This window comes from Collinsella sp. AM23-17 (assembly GCF_003470945.1).
Taxonomy (GTDB): Bacteria; Actinomycetota; Coriobacteriia; order Coriobacteriales; family Coriobacteriaceae; genus Collinsella; species Collinsella aerofaciens_O.
This window is the reverse complement of the sequence record NZ_QRHU01000005.1, coordinates 1-18,419: the sequence shown is the minus strand read 5'-3', so window position 1 is coordinate 18,419 and position 18,419 is coordinate 1. Positions and strand designations below refer to the sequence as shown.

Sequence of the window (18,419 nt, the reverse complement as noted above, 5' to 3'; positions counted from 1 at the left end):
CTAGACCTCCTTGCACGCATTGATGCCCGGCGTGTAGCCGCCAAACGGGTCATCGATGGAGCACACGCCCGAAGGGGCGAGCGGATCGCGCTTACCGGCCAACTTGTCATGATGCATGGTCTCGATATAGGCGAGCACCAGCGGCGCCACGCCCTTCGCGTCGTTTTTGACGACGGGCTCGCTCATGTAGTAGCCAAACGTGCCCTCGCGGTGCGCGGTGTTGCCAAGACCCGCCACCAGGCAGATGTTGTCGAGCGCCAGCTGTCCTTCGCGCTCGGACAGGCACGTGTCGCAGATGCCGTCAAACGCACGGCGGCCGTACTGGTAGTAGCGCTCGCCCAGCACGCCCAGGCGCACGCCCTTCATGATGGCGTTGGCAAAGATGGCGCTGCCCGACTCCTCCAGATAGTTGGGGGCGATATTGGGCAGGTTGATGACCTGGTGCCACATGCCGGTCTTCTCGTCCTGATACGGCAGCATGGCGTCGATCAGGTCGTGGAACATCTTGCGGATCTCGTCCTTCTCGGCCGACATCGAGGGCGGCATGAGCTCCCAGGTATCGATGAGCGCCATGGCGAACCAGCCCTCGGCGCGCAGCCAGAAGTTGGCCGAAAGGCCGGTGACGGGATCGCACCAGAACTGCTTGCGGCTCGCGTCGTAGGCGTGATAGTACAGGCCGTTGAGGGGGTTGCGCATCAAATCGTGCACCACTTGGAACATATGGAAGCTATCCGAGCAGGCACGGCGGTTGTGGAAGCTCAGCTCGTACTGCATGTAGAACGGCTGCGCCATGTACATGCCGTCGAGCCAGATCTGGTTGGGGTAGACGGCCTTGTGCCAAAACACACCCTCTTTGGTACGCGGCTGGGTTTCGAGCTGACGATAGATGGTATCCATGGCGGCACGGTACTTGGGCTTGCCCACCAGGTCATAGAGTTTGTAGAGGGTTTTGCCCGCGTTGACGTTGTCGAGGTTGTACTCCTGGGGATCGTAATGCTTGATGGTGCCGTCATCCTGGACAAAGAAGTCGATATAGTCGTCGGCGAAGGTCAGGTAACGCTGCTCGCCGGTGATCTCGTACAGCTCGATGAGTGCCTTGATCATGCAGCCGTCAATGTAATTCCAGGTGTTCTCCTTGCCGGCGCGAAGCTTTTCGATATTCCAGGCCGGCGCCTGAGGCGTAGAGGTCTCGATCAACTGCTCGATATAACGGTCCAGAATCTGATTGCAACCCATTGCTGTCCCCTCTGACGTTATTGATGGGTGAACGTTTCCCCTAGTGTAACGCGAACGGGGATTATAGGGTGAACGTTAACCCTATAATCCCCGTGAACGGCAAACTTTTAACGGCAAACGGCGGTGAGGCCCGCAGCGATGCGATGCGCCAGGCGCTCATAGCCGGCAGGGCTGTAATGCAGACCGTCCGGCATGTAGAGCTCGCGGTGCTCCGGCAAAAACGGGCTGATACCGCTTTGCGCATAGAGGTCGATCACCGGCACCGAGTAGCGGTCGCAAACCTCCAGCATCGCCTGCACATAGGCGTCTTGCGTCAGGCCCAGATGGTTGGCCTCGTTGCTTGCCGGGATATCCTTCTCGTGCTTTCCGCTCGTCTTGCACGGCGTCATAAGCACGAGCCTCAACCGGGGCGAGCGAGCCGTGATGGTACGGATGAGATAATCGAGCGCGCCATAGAACTCGTGTACGTCGGTGCTGCCCGGCTCGCCTAGCGGCACGTTACGGCTAAAGTCGTTAACGCCGCCAAAGACGATGCAGACGTCTGCCGCGTGATCGATGCCGTCCAAACGCTCGACAAACGAATCGGTACGGTCGGCCTTGACGGCAATACGCGAACCCTTAATACCAAAATTCTCGACCGTAGCGCCGCCCAGCAGCGCTCCTAGATGCGAAGTCCAGGAGATATCGTTGCCTCCCCCACCGCATCCGTTATCGCCCCAGGTGGTCGAGTCGCCAAAGCAGCAGATGGTCGATTCGCTCAAGTTTTTCGGTTCCATATTCTTCTCCTCACCCGCACACCGGCGGTCATACAGGTACATACCGTTCATTTGCAACATACCGAAGGACTATGCGTGGGCGTATTCCGCAACTTGCGAATCGAGCCATTCGATATCCTCGGCAAGATGCGCCACGCCCAGGTGGTGTCCACCCGGGCAGACCTCGTGCAGAAGGTTTTCGTCCTTGCCCAGCAGCGCGTAGGCGTCGCGAACGATATCGAGCTGCTCGTCTACGTTCGCAAGCCCGCGGGCGCCGTTGAGATGGTCTTTCTCGCAGCTCTGAACCAAGAGCGGCCGTGGCGCGACAAGCGATGCAATGTCGCCCATGTCGAGCAGACGCCAGAGTCCAGGCGTGTAATTGCAGCTGCAATTACCGTTGAGGTGCAGTAGCGAATCATCAACGCCGTACAGATAGCCCGAGACAAACGCCTTGCGCACGCGTGGGTCGAGCGCGGACAGGTACAACGTCATGTAACCGCCGCCCGAAAAACCAAAGCAGCCCAGGTCGTCCATGGCAATGTCACCGCGTGTCTCCAAGTAATCAATCAAGCGCATGTTGTCCCAGGCGTTGAGGCCCGCGACCGTAAGACCCAGCGGCTCGGCCATACGTGCTTGATTCAGACACGTACCGCGCAGGTAGCTGTTCTCGTCGTCGCCCTGACCCTTCCAGTCACGACGGTATCCCCAACCACGCGCATCGGGGCAGACGGTCACGTAACCCATGCGCGCCAAACGCAGACCGTAGTCGTAATTGAACTTACGCACGGCATCGTCGACCGCCGGCACGCCCGCAACGCCGGCTATGCTTGCAGCACCCGCCCCCTGGTGACCATGCGGGCAGATATAGCAGCGCTTGAGTCCCCGCTCGTCAAGCTTGGGGCGGGACGGCTCCAACAGGTAAAACGGCATCCACACATCGTGCTCAACCTGCAACAGCGCATGAGTACGCACGATGCCGCCGGCAACCCGCACGCGATTGAGCTCACGAATCTCAATCGGGGCGCGGTCCATAAGCGAAAGACCCAAAATATCGTACAGACGAGTCCTGGTCGCAGCCTTCCATGCCTCAAAGTCTGTGGGAGTCTTGCCCGTAAATGCGGCCGAGCGCCCTTCGCGCTTCAGTCGGGCGCGCAGCGCAGGCTCGTCCTCGTAGTACGTCTCGATGTGCACGGTGCGGCCATTGGCAGATAGCCCGACCGTCTCTACCGCATCACCGTCGCCGCCCTCGGGATCCCAACCATCCGTGCCGGCAAGCACTCGGTCACGCGCATAGCGTTCGGAATCCTGACCAGTCAGGCAATGCGCCCACGGCACCCAAGCGACAGTATCGCCCGCCGGGCCAAACAGGGTACCACCGGCATACAGGGTGCCGTCATGTGCCGCTGGCTTATTCCAATCCCACCAACCCTCGAGTGAAATATGGGGGCCCAGCCAGCATTCGAGCAAAACGGTCTGGGCCCACTCGCGCCATGGACGACCCAGATAGACCGATCCGGGGGCAATGCCCTCATCGGCTGTAAACGAACAGCCATGAAACACAAATCCGTACGGCTCGCCCTGAGGCGTGGAGGCTGCCGTTACATACCCGTTGACATCCATATCGCGGTTGAGCGAGCGAATCTCACACCCCTCAAAGTAGGCACGCGCGCCGCCAAAGATAAAGTCGACATCGCCCTCGATCCGGCAACGTCGAAAATACTGCCGCCCCACGCGGCGCGGGGCGAACTGCTTGGGGCCTATAAAGCCGCCCGGCTTGGCCTCGCGCGGCGGCAGCGGCCCCAAAAAGAGCGTGTCCTGGTGTCCCTTAATGCAGCAGGCATCGACAACCAGGCGGTCACCATCGGCATACAGGGCAATCGCCTGGCCGACCTCGCGCCCATCACCAGCGTTGTTTTCGATTGTTAGACCCGCAAGCGTCACGTCGTCGGCATCGACCAGCACCGTGTACGTACGGAAGGTGCCGAGTCTTCCATCCTGGCCGCTACCATCTTCCGAAGGCATCTTGGCACCCAGGCCTCCCACGATACGCACGCTGTCGGCCGTCTCGCCCTCGAGCGTCACATGCGGACGACGAATTTCGACCTGCTCGCGGTACTCACCCGGCGCCACCAGCACGCGCACCGGCACGGTCGCATCGGGCACACACCGCTCCGCCGCCTCGAGCGCCGCCGAAATGCTGCGATACGCGCCTTCGCGTTCGAGCGATACCTCAAAGAGCTGTTCTTTACCACTCATCTGTCTTTACGCTTTCTGTCACAGAACACCCACCATGCAATACCGGCACCTATAGATTGCGTGCGACAGCCGGGCAGACCCAACCGTCGCACGCCTCAACATGCCGTATTCACTTGTGCAGGAGCACTACCCTACGCGCGGATAACCTTGTCGACGTTTTGCAGCTGCAGCTCGTCGCCATCCTGACCCTCGATGCGCACGTTCTGCAGGTCGAGGACTTTCACGTTCTGCGCGATGATGCCCTGGCGCACCATGGGCTCCACGCCGCAGGCCATGGCCGGCACAAAGGGCTCGGCATCGGCGGCAAAGGTCACATGGACATCTTGGAACGTCAGGCGCGTCACCTTGCTCTCGGGAAGGCCCGTGATATAGGCCGCGGCCGCATGGCAGTTGGTGGCCTCGATATCGCAAAACGTCGTGGCGCCAAAGCCGGGCGTACGGTCGTCGACGGGCAGCGCCTCACGAGACTGCACGTAGTCGGTCTTGCCGTCCTTGTCGCAGAAGTAGAACGAGTTGACCACGAAGGGCGTGAGCACCTTATCCATGCGAATGTGCTCGAAGGTGATGCCCTCGTTGACGGCGTCCTTGCCGCGTCCGCGGCGTGTCTTGACGCGCAGGCCGCGGTCGGTGCGCTCAAAGAGGCACTTGCTCACGGTGAGGTCCTTGATGCCGCCGGCGGCCTCGGATCCCAGCACCACGGCGCCGTGGCCGTCGTGCATGTAGCAGTGCGAGATCAGCACGTCGTGCGTGGCGGGACGGAGCTCGGGTTCAATGCCCAGTTTGCCGCTCTTGATGGCGATGCAGTCGTCCCCCACCGAGAACTGACAGCCAAGGATGCGGACAAAACCGCAGCTCTCGGGATCAAAACCGTCGGTGTTGTGGGAGTTCTTGGGACCCTCGATGGACAGGCACAGGGCATCGACGTGCTCGCACAGAATGGGATGGATATTCCACGCCGGGCTGTTGCGCACGGTAAAGCCGGCAAGACTCACGTTTTCGCACTCGGACAGGAAGATCATGCGCGGGCGGGCGACCTCGCGGCCCTCCTCGGGACGGAAGATGTTCTTAAAGTCCTTATTCCACCAGTTGTCCTCGGCAAAATCGGTCTGACCGTCGATGGCGCCGCGGCCATAGATGCACACGTCGTGCACGCTCAGGCCCGTAAAGGTCGAACAGTAGGTCGAGAAGCTCTCGCCCTCCCAGCGGCCCAGGGGCAGCATGTCGGTGCCGGCATACCCGGCGCCCTCGTCGCCCGCGACCGTACCCGGAATGTAGGCAAGCGCGGCGCGGTCGTGGCGGGCCAGCAGCACCGCGCCCTCGGCAAGCTCGATGTTGATATTGCTCTTAAGGAAGAGGGACTTGATGCGGTAGTTGCCGGCGGGGATCAGCACGCGCCCGCCCTTGGGGCAGGCCATGATGGCAGCCTGAATGTTGGTGGTGTCATCGTGCTCGGCATCGCCCTTGGCTCCGCAGTCGCGAACGTTGATGGTAAAGGGCTCCGCCGGCGTGGTGACGCCTACGCTCAACTCGCGCTCGTCGCAGACAAAGCGGATCAGGTTGCGCTTGCCGGGGGTCAGGCCATCGACATAGGTCTCGACCGTATTCGTGGTACCGGCGGGCTCATCGTTGACAAAGATCTCCCACGTATCGGCACAGGTAAAGTAGCCGCCATCGTCAAGCTCGATAACGGCCGCGCGGGCATTGCGCCAGATAACGTTCGTCTCCATGGGTCTCTCCCTCAAATGTAATCAGAAGTTCATACTACTCGTTTTTAAAAAAGGGCCGCACCCGCCGGTGGGTCTCCGGTGGCACGGCCCTTTGGTTTGGACGATGCGCCTGCCCTACTCGGCGGGAATTACGCTGCCGTCCTGGAAGCCAACATTGTTGTGGGCGAAGCAGTCCTCGTACTTAAAGCCGGAGAGCTCCTCGCAAAGCGCCTTGACCTCGGGCTTGACGTCAGCCATCTTGCCACCCTCCTTGACACGGTGGATCTCGTCGCAAAGGATGTCGCACTGCTCCTTGTCGATCTTGATGCCGCGGGCAAGGACGGCCGCGAGCAGGAAGAAGCCGGCGCAGCCGATGAGCATGTAGCCGCAGATGTACAGAGGCACGGTGGCGGGCTGGGTCACGGCGTCGCTGTTGCCGGCGGTCTGAATGAAGCCGGAGGCAGCAAGGACGATAGCCCATACGTTGACGGCAACAGCCTGGGCGATCTGCTGGCAGAGCTGCTGTGCGGAGCTGTAGATGCCCTCGCGACGACGCAGGGTGATGAGCTCATCGACATCGGGGATGTAGTTGAGCAGAACATCGGGCAGATACTGGAAGCCAACGTAGAAGAACTTCCAGATGGCGAAGATGATGGGGTAGGCGATCATGACGATGGCGACCGTGGAGGTGCCGTTGATCTGACCAAAGGCGAAGTAGTTGTAGGCGATGATGCACGCGGCGCAACCGACGTTTGCCAGGTACCAAGACTTGTGGAAGCCCTTCTTGGCCATGAGGGCGACCCAGATGGCAGTGCAGACGATAGCGACGACCTTGCCGGGCATCTCCATCACGGACTCGTAGGACTTAGGAATCTGCAAGCAGTAGACGATGAAGAAGGACAGGCAGGCAGACCAGCAGGCAGCAGCGAGCTTCGTGGAGACCTGCGCATACAGGACCTTGCGGAAGGACTTGTTGCGGAAGGTGGAGACAACGTCGATGAAGAACTTCTTGATACCCTCGCCGACGCTCTCGATCTTCTCCTGAGCGACCTCCTCGGGGGTGTGCTCCCACGTAGACAGGTACACGCACAGCAGCGAGATTGCCATGACCGAAGCGTTGATCGTAGCGATGATGAAGTAGCTGAACGGGTTGGTCTCGCCGAAGGTGCCAAAGCCAAAGCCGACGAGTGCTGCCATCAGGAAGCCGGCGGCGTTACCAAAGAGGTGCTTGTAGCCGGTGAGGTACGTACGCTCCTTGAAGTCGTCGGTCATCTCGATGGTCAGCGGCGACAGGTTGGCGGTGCAGAACGTGTACGCGACGTTGTAGATCAGGTACAGCGCAAAGTAGTACGGGAAACCGAACGGCGTAGCCACAAAGATGAGCGGCTCGGCGACCATCATCGGGATAGCCAGCAAGATCCAGAAACGGCGGCGGCCAAAGATGCGGCCGATCTTAGTGGCATAGAAGTTATCGGCCACAAAACCCATCAGCGGGCACAGAATGGCGTTGAGGTAGATGGCGAACGAGCTGATCAGCGCAGCCTCGCCTGCGGACAGGCCGCACTCCGTGGACAGGAACAGCACCATGTAGCTGTGCGTAAAGCTCAGGGCGCCGGAGTTGAGCATACCGCCCATACCAAAGCCCAAGCGCGTCCAGAATGTGATCTTGCGCTTTTTTCCGATCTTATTAGTCATCGAGCTCCCTCTCTTTTCTCGATTGTCTTGTAACAAGACATTGGAGTCCATACCGACGTCTGTCTGCATGTCGTCCACTCGCAGGGTGAACGTTTAGCTAGATTATGCGCGATTGCTTATGATAGGTGAACGTTCACTTGTATATTATCCTTGAACGGTCGTTTTTTGCCGTTAAACGGATATCTGACTTGAAAAAAATCACGATTACATGGGTATTGAGTGGGTTTAAATTTGAGGTCGATTAGGTGAACGTTTATTGTTTTCGCCGCTCCCGTACCCTCAGGAAGACACGCCCGAACAGACAGAACAAACATGGCCCCGCCGGGAACACTCCCGACGGGGCCATGGTCAATAGCGCCCTATGCGAACCCATTTACCGCTACAGGCAGACGCCATCCTTCCAAATGCTGATCTCGTGGCAGCCGCGACGCTCGGCACTCGTAAGCTTGCCGCTCGCCGTGTCCAGCACCATCTGATACAGGTCGTCGGCAGCCTCATCGAGCGTGCGCTCGCCCGTAGCCACCACGCCGGCGTTAAAGTCCATCCAGTTGGCCTTGTGGTCGCACAGACGCTGGTTGGTGAACACCTTGAGTGTAGGCGCCGGTGCGCCAAACGGCGTGCCGCGGCCGGTCGAGAACAGGATCACGTGGCAGCCGGCAGCCGTCAGGGCCGTGGTGGATACCATGTCGTTGCCCGGACCGCACAGCATGTTCAGGCCATGCTTGGTAGCCTGACCGGCATACGGCAGCACGTCGACGATGGGGGCAGATCCGCCCTTTTGCACGCAGCCGCAGCTCTTGTCCTCGAGCGTGGTAATGCCGCCGTCCTTGTTGCCGGGGCTCGGGTTCTCATAGACGACCTCGCCGTGGCTGATAAAGTAGTCCTTAAAGCCGTTGAGCATGTCGGCAGCTGCGTTAAAGACGTCCTGGCTCTCACAGCGATCGAGCAGAATGCTCTCCGCGCCAAACATCTCGGGCACCTCGGTGAGCACCGACGTGCCGCCGCGGGCGACAACCATATCGCTCACGCGACCGATCGTGGGGTTGGCGGTAATGCCCGAAAGACCGTCAGAGCCGCCGCACTTAAGGCCAATGACCAGCTCGGAGGCAGGAATGGGCTCACGCTTGGCCTGCTTGGCCAGGTCGGCAAGCTCGGACAGGATCTTGTGACCCTCGACCTGCTCGTCGGCTACATCCTGGCAGGCGAGGAATCGAACGCGCTCGCGATCGAAGTCACCGAGCTCGTCGAGTACCTGCTGGTGCGTGCAGTTTTCGCAACCGAGGGACAGGAACAGCACACCCGCAGCGTTTGCGTGACGCGAGAGCGCCACCAACAAGCGGCGCGTCTGGGCATGGTCGGCACCGGTCTGTGAGCAGCCAAAGGGATGCGGGAAGTAGTAAACGCCCTCCAGCGAGCCCTCGACCAGATCCTGAGCCTGCTCGCACATGGCACGTGCGACCTCGTTGACGCAGCCGACCGTGGGGATGATCCACAGCTCGTTGCGCGTGGCGGCGCGGCCGTCAGCGCGGCGGAAGCCCATAAAGGTCTCGGGCTCAACCGGCTCAACGACCGGATGCGTCGGGTTGTAAGCGTACTCGACCTCGCCCGAAAGGTTGGTCTTGACGTTATGCGTATGAAGCCACTGACCGGGCTGGATGTCGCCCGTCACGTGACCGATAGGAAGACCGTACTTGACGACGTCTTCCCCCGCCGCAATGGCACGCACGGCCATCTTGTGGCCCTGCGGAATATCCTCCGCGGCAACGACCTCGCCCACCCCGGGAACCGCGACGGCGGTGCCCTTGGCAAGCGGCGACAGCGCGACGATCACGTTATCGGCCGGATTGATCTGGATAGTGTTCATTACAAATGGTCCTAACCCTACAGGTTGAGCAGAAGTCAGCGGGCGCCCGCCAGTTGCCCGGCGCGCGCACAGAAGGATTTAGGCCTGGGCGTTGGCGAAGGCCTGCTTGGCGCCCTCGGCGCGCACAACGGCAAGCGCGTTGACGACAAACTCCTCAAGGCCGGCGATCTGCGTAAGGTCCTCGCCCCACATCTGCTCGTTGCTGAGCACGTCGTGCACCAGCTCGGCATCGTCTGCACCGGCGTGGGCGGCGTAGAAGTCGAGCACGAAGGCATCGTCCTGAGCGGTGTACTCGGTGCCGTCGGCGCGGCGCAGGTGCAGGCCGTCACCCTCGCGAGCAACGAGTTCCTGCGTATAGAAGGCAATGAGCGTAGCGAGGCTCGTCGCCAGGCACTTGGGCAGGTTGCCGGTCTCGGCAACATAGTCCTTGAGCGTGGGCAGGTCGCGAGCACGCCATTTGGCGGTTGAGTTGAGGCAAATGGAGAGCAGCGCGTGGTCGATAAACGGGTTGTCGAAGCGGTTCTCGACGGCGGCAGCAAAGGCCTTGCAGTCCTCGACGTCCAGGTCGGCGGCAAGCGTCGGGATGACCTCGTCGTAGAGCATGGTGTTCATGAAGCCGCGAACGGTCTCGTCGTGCATGCAATCGCGCACGATGTCAAAGCCGGCAACCCAGGAACCCGGAACAAAGGCAGTGTGGGCGCCGTTGAGGATGCGGACCTTGCGCTTCTTGTACGGGGTGACATCGGGGGTCACAAAGACGCCCGGCAGGCCGGCCTTCACGAAGGGCAGACGCTCCTTGAGCGACTCATCGCCCTGGATACCCCACATCTGGAAGGGCTCGCGCACGGCCAGGAAGGGATCCTCGTAGCCCAGGCGCTCGGCCACGGCAGCGGCCTCCTTAGGGTCGCGGATACGGCCGGGGACGATAGTGTCGACGAGCGTGGTGCAGACGGTGCAGTCGTTGGCCATCCACTGCGCAAACTCGTCCTCCCAGCCCCAGTCGCTCACGTACTGGTTCATGATGCGCAGCAGCTCCTCGCCGTTGTGATCGATGAGCTCACAGGCGAGCACGATGACGCCCGGCTTGCCGGCGGCCCAGCGGGTGTGGAGCACCTGGGCAAGCTTGGCGGGGAAGCTCGCGGGCGGCATGTCGTCGGCCTTGCAGGACGGATCGTAGGCGATACCGGCCTCGGTGGTGTTGGAGACGATAATCTCCAAATCGTCGGAGACGGCGACCTCCATCATGGCGCGGTAGTCGTCCTCGCGATACGGATTGAGGCAGCGGCTGCAGGCGCTGATCACACGGGACTCGTCGACCGTGTTGCCGCTCTCCTTGCCGCGCACCAGCACGGTGTACAGGTCATCCTGAGCGTTAATGCCGTCGGCAAAGCCAAAGGCACCGCTGATGGGCTGGACCATGACAACCTTGCCGTTCCAGCCGGTTGCCTCGTTGCCCATGTCAAAGAAGCGGTCGACGAAGGCGCGCAGGAAATTGCCCTCGCCAAACTGCAGAACCTTCTCGGGCGCGTCCTTGGGCAGCAGGTAGCCCTTGTAGCCGATCTTCTCGAGCGTCTCGTAGCTGATGTTCTCCATCGATGTCTCTCCTTAGATTGCTGTTAGCGTGCAGGCAAAACGGGGGCGCCGCGTGTGGCAACGGCGCTCCCGAGTTCGGTGTGATTCGATGCGGGTTTAGGCCTCGACGGTATCCAGGTCAAAGCCAAAGTAGCGGACCGCGTTGTTGTAGCTAATGTCGCGCACGATGGCTCCCAGCAGCTCCATGTCGGCCGGATACTTGCCCTGCTCGACCCACTCGCCGATCACGCCGCACAGCACGCGACGGAAGTACTCATGACGCGGGTAGGACAGGAAGGAGCGGGAATCGGTAAGCATGCCCACAAAGTTGCCCAGCACGCCCTCGTTGGCCAGAGCCGTGAGCTGCTCGCGCATACCAACCTCGTTGTCGTTGAACCACCAGGCAGAGCCGTTCTGGATCTTGCCGGCGGTCGGAGCCTCCTGGAAGCAGCCCATCACGGTATCGATCATGGTGTTGTCGATGGGGTTCAGGCTGTACAGGATGGTCTTGGGCAGACCCGTGGACTCCTGGATGGAGTTGAGGAAATCGGCCAGCTGGTCGGACGGCGTGTAGTTGGAGATGCAGTCGTAGCCGGTGTCGGGACCGAGCTTGGCGAACATAGCGCGGTTGTTGTCACGCTTGCAGCCAAAGTGCAGCTGCATGGCCCAGCCAAGGCGGACATACTCGCCGGCGACGAACTGCATAAAGGCCGTCTTGTACTTGAGGACCTCGTCCTCGGTAAGCGGCTCGGCGGCAAGGCCCTTGGCAAAGATAGTCTCGATCTCGTCGGCGGTAGCCGGAACGTACATAACGTAGTCGAGCGCGTGGTCGGAAGCGCGGCAGCCCAGCTCGTGGGCGACCTCGTAGCGCTTGGAGATGGCGGCCTTCATGCCCTCGAAGTCGCTGATCTCAACGCCAGCAACCTCGGAGAGATGCTTGCAGTAGTCGGCGAACTCCTGGCCACGCTCGATGCGCAGGGCGGCATCGGGGCGCATGGCGGGAACGACCTGAACGTCAAAACTGTCGTCGGCGGCAATCTTCTTGTGCCACTCAAAGCTGTCGGCGGGGTCGTCGGTAGTGCAGATCATGCGGACGTTGGACTGCTTGATGAGGTTGCGGCAGGTAAAGCTGGCCTCGGCGAGCTTGGCGTTGGCAAGGTCCCAGACCTCCTGAGCGGTTTTGCCGTTCAGGACGCCCTCGTAGCCAAAGTAACGCTTAAGCTCCAGGTGGCTCCACTCAAAGACGGGGTTGCCCACGCAACGGCCCAGGGTCTCGGCCCACTTCTGGAACTTCTCGCGAGCAGGGGCATCGCCGGTAATGAAGCGCTCGTCGACGCCGTTGGCACGCATCAGGCGCCACTTGTAGTGGTCACCGCCCAGCCAAACCTCGGTGATGTTCTCAAAACGCTTGTCGTCCCAGATCTCCTTGGGAGAAATGTGGCAGTGGTAGTCAACGATGGGCATGCCCTCGGCAAAGTTGTGGAACAGCTCCTCACCGGTTTTGGTGCTCAGCAGGAAATCCTGATCGTCCATGAAGTTTTTCATCAAACAACCCCTTTGTTGGCGGAGCGGGCGCACGATACGCTCGTTATCCTCTATGTGAACGTTCACTATACTAGTTCATTGCGACTTAAAAGGTGAACGTTCACCTAACCACCATGGGGTGAACGGTCGATTTTGCCCGTTCAACGGTTACTGGAGCCGTGACTTGTATGTATTGCGAATTGGCAGGCGTCCCCGAATACCGAACTTGAGCGCTTTGGCCAGGTGGGTCATGTTCCGCCGTGCATTTTTGGGAGTATTCAGCATCGGAGCGCACCGCGCACCGTCTTCGAAGCCCTATCTGATGCTCATATTGCGCCCAATCGGCATAAATAAGTGCCCCCGATGGCGAATTACGCCATCGGGGGCACTTAAAACAGTCGTCCTAACCTCTTTCGGGACACGCCATTGCTGAATACTCCAAAAAATGCACGTCGCAAGAGGGGGTACCTGACCAAACGGCTAAATTCCCGCAAGCTCGCAGTAGCGGTCGACGTTGCTGGCAAACACCATCTCCACAGCACCCTTCTGCACGGGCTCCGCCGGAGTTTTACCCCACAGCAAATACTCGCCCAAAGTCTTAGCGCCACGGTAGGCCAGGCTCACCGGGTCCTTATAGACAATATTGGTAAAGATGCCACGGCGCAAGGCCAAGGCGCTCTCGGGGAACAGGTCGTTGCCGATTACCATGACCTTGCCGGCCTTGCCGCTTGAAACAAGCGCGTCGGCGACCACCTCGGAACCAACGGCAAAAACGCTACAGATGAGCTCGGGAGCATCCGGCGCACTCAAGCGCTGCTCAAGCTCGCGCTCGAGCTGTTTGACTTGCGCATGGGCGCCGGCAAGGTCCTCAACCTGCCATGGAATATCGTGTTCGCGCAGGTAATTATGAAAGGCGCGGGCGGTCAGGTAGTGTGAGTCGGTATAGGGATCGCCCGCCAACAGGAGCACGCGGGCGTCAACCCCAGAAGCGTGGACCAGGTTAGCCGCCTGCTCTGCCATAAGGCTGCCCGCCGCGGAATAGTCCGCCAGACTGGCACCCAGGCGATCGAGGTGCGGTCGGTCGCCGTCGACGAGCTCAATCGCCACGCCCGCCTCGGCAATCTGCCTCAAAAGCTCGGTCGCGCGGTCATCGCCCGGAACATAGGCAAGCAGGCCGTCAATCTTCTCGCCTACCTGCAGACGCTCATCAATCTGCTCGAGCGCATCGGCGTAGCCGCCCACGCCAAATTCTACGCGCTCAACCGTAATGCCCTGATCGATGACCTCCTGCTCAAAGCGGTTGCAGCCTTCCCAAAGGTAACGGAAAAAGTACGCCCCCTCGCGCGATGCGCGGGGCAGGCAAAACACCAGGTTGACATCCTTGCGTCGCAGGCTCGAGGCACTTGTGTTGCGATGGTAGCCCATGGCCTCGGCCTTAGCATTCACCTTGGAGCGCACGGATTCGCTCACGCCGGCCTTACCCGTCAGGGCCTTGTGCACGGTATTGATGGAAACGCCAAGCTCAGCGGCTATGTCCTTCATGGTTACGCGAGCGCTCATGGGGTTACTCCGTTATAGATAAGTTGCCAATTAACAGTACAGGTAACGATACCCCAAAATCACTCTTCAACTCGCCGCGCTCTCCCCCAAATGTGCAAAGCGCCCCGCGAACGGATGCTCGCGAGGCGCTTGGATGACGGACCTTACTTGATACCGCGGCCCAAGTCTTCGGCAATTTTGTCCACGCCCTTAAGTGCGGCGCAAGTCTTTTTGTTGGAGCAATGTCCCGTGCAAACGCCGCCCTGAGCGCAGTCGGCGCAGGTTCCCTTGCGGTAGATGCGTACGCACACGGCGACAAACGCAATACCGATAACAGCCAGTACAACAATATCGATAGGTGCCATAGCAAGCCTCCTCTAGTTAGCCACCACTTACTTTACCCCATTCTCCACCTACCAAAAAGGGACAGGTTTATTTTGGTCGGTTTTATCTGCGGAAACGCCACATCTCCCCCACCAAAAAGCCCGAGTGTCGCTGGGACACCCGGGCTCGTGGAAAGGGGCTAATCCTTATTCGGACTTAAGCGGAAACTGCGGCGGAAGCGGTGTTGGTCTCGTCCTCGTCGGTCCAAGCGTGCTTAGGCATGGGACGGAAGATCTGGAAGAGCATCGCAACCAGCAGCACAATGGCTACAACCGTCCAAATACCAAACTGGCCCAACACAAGCAGGTTATAGAACTGGTTGATGAACAGGCCGATGACCCAAGCAAAGGCACACTCGTAGCCGATGGCAATCGCGGTCCACTTACCGGAGTTCATCTGGTTACGGATGGTGCCGATAGCGGCAAAGCACGGAGCGCACAGCAGGTTGAAAGCGCCAAAGGCGACGCAAGCGCCCATGGTCGGGAACATAGCCGCAAACGCGGTCCACAGGCTCGGGTCGGTCTCGCCGGCGTCGGCAACGGACAGCAGCGAGCCGGCGGTGGCGACAACGTTCTCCTTGGCGACGAGGCCAGAGACGGTCAGTGCGGTGGCCTGCCAGGTGCTAAAGCCGAGCGGGGCGAAGATCCAAGCGACCAGGTTGCCGAACATGGCAAGCACGGAGTAATCCATGAACTCCTCGGGGATGCCCTCCATGGAAGGCAGGTAGCCAAAGGCGCCGTTGTAGCTACCAAAGTTGGAGAGGAACCAAACGACGACGGTGGACGCAAAGATGACCGTGCCGGCCTTCTTGATAAATGCGAAGCAGCGCTCCCACACGTGCAGCGCCCAAGAGCGGATCGCCGGGAAGTGGTAGGCAGGAAGCTCCATAACAAACGGCGTCGGGCGGCCGGCGAAGAGCTTGGTCTTCTTGAGCATAAGGCCCGAGGCAATGACGGCAAAGACGCCCAGGAAGTAGAAGAGCGGGCTGATCCACGCAGCGGTGGTAGAAGAGTCGCCAATGATGGAACCCATAAGCAGGGCGATGATCGGCAGCTTGGCGCCGCAAGGGATGAACGTGGTGGTCATGACCGTCATGCGGCGGTCCTTCTCGTTCTCGATGGTCTTGGTAGCCATGACGCCGGGGACGCCGCAGCCCGAGGACACGAGCATGGGGATAAAGGACTTACCGGACAGGCCAAAGCGGCGGAACACGCGGTCCATGATGAAGGCGACGCGGGCCATGTAGCCGCAGTCCTCCAAGAAAGACAGCATCACAAAGAGCAGGAACATCTGCGGGACGAAGCCCATGATGGCGCCGATGCCAGCCACGATGCCGTCGCAGACCAGCGAATCGACGAGGCCACCGTCCTCGGTACCGCCCGCCACGAGAGCGTCATGCACCGCGGTGGTGATACCCGGGACATAGGGGCCGTACTGTGCTGGGTCGACCGAGTCGGCGTTGTCGCCCGCAGCCCCAACAGCTGCGTCATAGGCGTCGCGACCCTGACCGAGCACGTACCAGCCGTCGGTGCCGAAGAGCTGGTCGTTGGTGAAGTCGGTCACCGTGCCGCCCAGGGTGGAAACGGCGATGTAGTACACGCAGAACATGATGACCACAAAGATCGGCAGGCCCAGGATACGGTTGGTAACCACGCGGTCGATCTTCTCGGAGGTGCTCATCTTGGCCGGAGCCTTGGTCATGCACTCGTCGATAATGTGGGCAATCACGCCATAGCGCTCGCCGGTGATGATGGACTCGGCGTCGTCGTCGCAATCCTGCTCGCACTGGGCGACCAGCTGCTCGACGCGAGCGGCCTTCTCCTTGGTGAGGTTGATGAGCTTGCAGGCGTCCGCGTCGCGCTCAAACAGCTTGACAGCGTAGTAGCGACGCTTGTTGGCGGGAACGCTCGCCGGCAGGTTGTTCTCGATGTGGTCCAGAACGTCCTCGATGGAGGAATCGAACTTGTGCTCCGGCACCTGGCCCTTGGAAGCAGCAGACTTCTTGACCTGCTCGAACAGCTCCTTGATACCCTTGTTTTTAAGGGCCGAGATCATCATGACCGGGCAGCCAAGCTTCTTGGAAAGCTTGTCCGTGTCGATCTTGTCGCCGTTCTTCTCCACGAGGTCGGCCATGTTGAGGGCCACGACCACGGGCAGGCCGGTCTCGATGACCTGAAGTGCCAGGTACAGATTGCGCTCAAGGTTGGTCGCGTCGACAACCTGGACGACCACATCGGGCTCGCCGCTCATGAGGTAATCGCGCGAGCACTGCTCCTCGGGGCTGTAGGGGGAAAGCGAGTAGATGCCGGGGAGGTCCGTAATCGTGACGTTCTTGTCACTCAGGAGCTTGGCTTCCTTTTTCTCAACCGTGACACCGGGCCAATTGCCAACGTAGCCGTTGGCGCCGGTGATCAGGTTGAAAAGCGTGGTCTTGCCGCAGTTGGGGTTACCCGCCAGCGCGACATGGATCTGAGAATCCGCCATTCAATCCTTCTTCCTTGTGTGCCCGCGCTGCTTTCTCCGCACGGGCTGGATAATGTGCTTCAACATTGCAATTTTAAGTTAGAAAAACCTAACTTTATCTGCATAAATAGTTGCCGCGGGCCCTTACTGGACCTCGACGACGGCAGCCTCCTCCTTGCGGATGGAAAGCTCGTAGCCGCGCACGTTGATCTCGACCGGATCTCCGAGCGGTGCAACCTTAACGACCTTGAACGAAGTGCCCTTGATGAGGCCCAGGTCCATAAGGTGACGGCGCAGCGCGCCCTCGCCGTGAAGTTTGACGATGGTAGAGCTCTCGCCCACCTTAACGTCACCCAACGTCTTCATATTCTTTTCCCCCTTTCAGCTTTTATGAAATGCTGCGAACTAACCGACGGTCATGATGTGCATGGCAACCTTGGAATCGATGCCAAAGCGAGCGCCCAGCACCGTGACGATGATGTTGGCGCCACTCGAGCTCACTACGTGGATTTCGCTTCCCTCGACAAATCCGAGGTCCTTAAGGTGGTGCTTCATATCCTCATTGCCCTTTACACGAGACACACGCACGGTTTCGCCCGCTTTTACCATCGAAAGCGGCATTGCCGGCATCTGCGGTCCGCAAGACATGAGTGAGCTCCTAACGTCAGTTCGTCCTCAACATCGACGCAGCAAAAGTTAACCACGTCTATGTTCGCTATAGTAAACTAGCACGTGGTTAACTTTTTGGAAAGGGTTCCTATTCAGTTTTCGAAAAAGTTTCCCGTATGAAACAGATGTGACAAAGGGACTGTCCCTTTGTCACATTGTTGCGCTTAGAGGGATAGGTTTCTGATCGACGTGACGCACGAGGCCTCGTCTACGCCCGAAACGCGAAAGACGATGTCCTCGCCACATTCGCCGTAGAGTGCCATGAGGCCCATCACGTCACGGCCATCGGTATGGCGGTCGCCGATGCTGACCGACACGTCGCTACGATGCTTGGCAATGATATCGTAGAGCAGCGCGACCGGGCGGGCGTGCAGTCCCAACGGATCTTTAATCGTCTTCGTAAACTCGACCATGTCCCCTCCCGCGGCATCGCTCATTCGCTGGCAAACCCAGCCACGTGGTAGTTATTGTAGCGTTAGATGCATGTCGAGAGCTCCTCTGAACACCTCGTGGGCAAAAAGTGGCAAATATGAGTACTGTCACCAATTTAGTAGCAGCAAAATCGAGAGCAAATTGCCTCCTTTGAGCGATTCGAAGAGGTTGAAAGCCGTCAAACGCCCTTTAAAGGGGGTTATATAAATTGATTTTGAGCCCGTTTTTGCTCAGAACAGGCCGAAAAATATGACACCTCTTTTGCAACAGTAGGTAGCGCACAGAGATGTGGTGTAAGAGGCGGGGCATGCCCCGCCTCTGCCC

The 18,419-nt window shown here is 59.8% G+C and carries 14 protein-coding genes; all 14 read right to left on the bottom strand.

Annotated features, from left to right (window positions below; genetic code table 11):
* The 14 genes from DW645_RS02845 to DW645_RS02780 all read right to left on the bottom strand — a co-directional run bounded on the left by DW645_RS02845 (nucleotide 1) and on the right by DW645_RS02780 (nucleotide 18,076).
* Entirely contained in the window at nucleotides 1–1,236 is a 1,236-nt protein-coding gene (locus DW645_RS02845) for a glycoside hydrolase family 105 protein (protein ID WP_118226192.1), read from the bottom strand.
* Between the two features lie 107 nt (nucleotides 1,237–1,343).
* Nucleotides 1,344–2,012 (bottom strand): SGNH/GDSL hydrolase family protein, encoded by a 669-nt coding sequence (locus DW645_RS02840; RefSeq protein ID WP_233540699.1) that lies wholly within the window; start codon nucleotides 2,010–2,012, stop codon nucleotides 1,344–1,346.
* Between the two features lie 69 nt (nucleotides 2,013–2,081).
* Nucleotides 2,082–4,247 (bottom strand): pectinesterase family protein, encoded by a 2,166-nt coding sequence (locus DW645_RS02835; protein ID WP_118226188.1) that lies wholly within the window; start codon nucleotides 4,245–4,247, stop codon nucleotides 2,082–2,084.
* A gap of 131 nt (nucleotides 4,248–4,378) precedes the next feature.
* Nucleotides 4,379–5,974 (bottom strand): glycoside hydrolase family 28 protein, encoded by a 1,596-nt coding sequence (locus DW645_RS02830; protein WP_118226186.1) that lies wholly within the window; start codon nucleotides 5,972–5,974, stop codon nucleotides 4,379–4,381.
* 114 nt (nucleotides 5,975–6,088) lie between these two features.
* A complete protein-coding gene (locus DW645_RS02825; protein WP_158568660.1) occupies nucleotides 6,089–7,648 on the bottom strand; it encodes an MFS transporter in 1,560 nt (519 codons plus the stop codon).
* Between the two features lie 379 nt (nucleotides 7,649–8,027).
* A complete protein-coding gene (locus tag DW645_RS02820; protein WP_117563663.1) occupies nucleotides 8,028–9,512 on the bottom strand; it encodes a UxaA family hydrolase in 1,485 nt (494 codons plus the stop codon).
* Between the two features lie 78 nt (nucleotides 9,513–9,590).
* Complete coding sequence (locus tag DW645_RS02815; RefSeq protein WP_117803648.1) at nucleotides 9,591–11,105, bottom strand: tagaturonate reductase; 1,515 nt, start codon at nucleotides 11,103–11,105, stop codon at nucleotides 9,591–9,593.
* Between the two features lie 96 nt (nucleotides 11,106–11,201).
* A complete protein-coding gene (uxaC, locus tag DW645_RS02810; protein ID WP_118226182.1) occupies nucleotides 11,202–12,629 on the bottom strand; it encodes a glucuronate isomerase in 1,428 nt (475 codons plus the stop codon).
* Between the two features lie 459 nt (nucleotides 12,630–13,088).
* Entirely contained in the window at nucleotides 13,089–14,168 is a 1,080-nt protein-coding gene (locus DW645_RS02805) for a substrate-binding domain-containing protein (RefSeq protein WP_118226180.1), read from the bottom strand.
* Nucleotides 14,169–14,311: 143 nt separating this feature from the next.
* Complete coding sequence (locus DW645_RS02800; RefSeq protein WP_035136858.1) at nucleotides 14,312–14,512, bottom strand: hypothetical protein; 201 nt, start codon at nucleotides 14,510–14,512, stop codon at nucleotides 14,312–14,314.
* 175 nt (nucleotides 14,513–14,687) lie between these two features.
* Nucleotides 14,688–17,015 (bottom strand): ferrous iron transporter B, encoded by a 2,328-nt coding sequence (locus DW645_RS02795; protein ID WP_118226178.1) that lies wholly within the window; start codon nucleotides 17,013–17,015, stop codon nucleotides 14,688–14,690.
* Nucleotides 17,016–17,138: 123 nt separating this feature from the next.
* Nucleotides 17,139–17,360 (bottom strand): FeoA family protein, encoded by a 222-nt coding sequence (locus DW645_RS02790; protein ID WP_006234774.1) that lies wholly within the window; start codon nucleotides 17,358–17,360, stop codon nucleotides 17,139–17,141.
* A 39-nt stretch (nucleotides 17,361–17,399) separates the two neighbouring features.
* A complete protein-coding gene (locus DW645_RS02785; RefSeq protein WP_040358815.1) occupies nucleotides 17,400–17,642 on the bottom strand; it encodes a FeoA family protein in 243 nt (80 codons plus the stop codon).
* 185 nt (nucleotides 17,643–17,827) lie between these two features.
* Nucleotides 17,828–18,076: an HPr family phosphocarrier protein gene (locus DW645_RS02780; protein ID WP_035136856.1), complete on the bottom strand. Its 249-nt coding sequence runs from the start codon at nucleotides 18,074–18,076 to the stop codon at nucleotides 17,828–17,830.
* Nucleotides 18,077–18,419 lie beyond the last annotated feature (343 nt).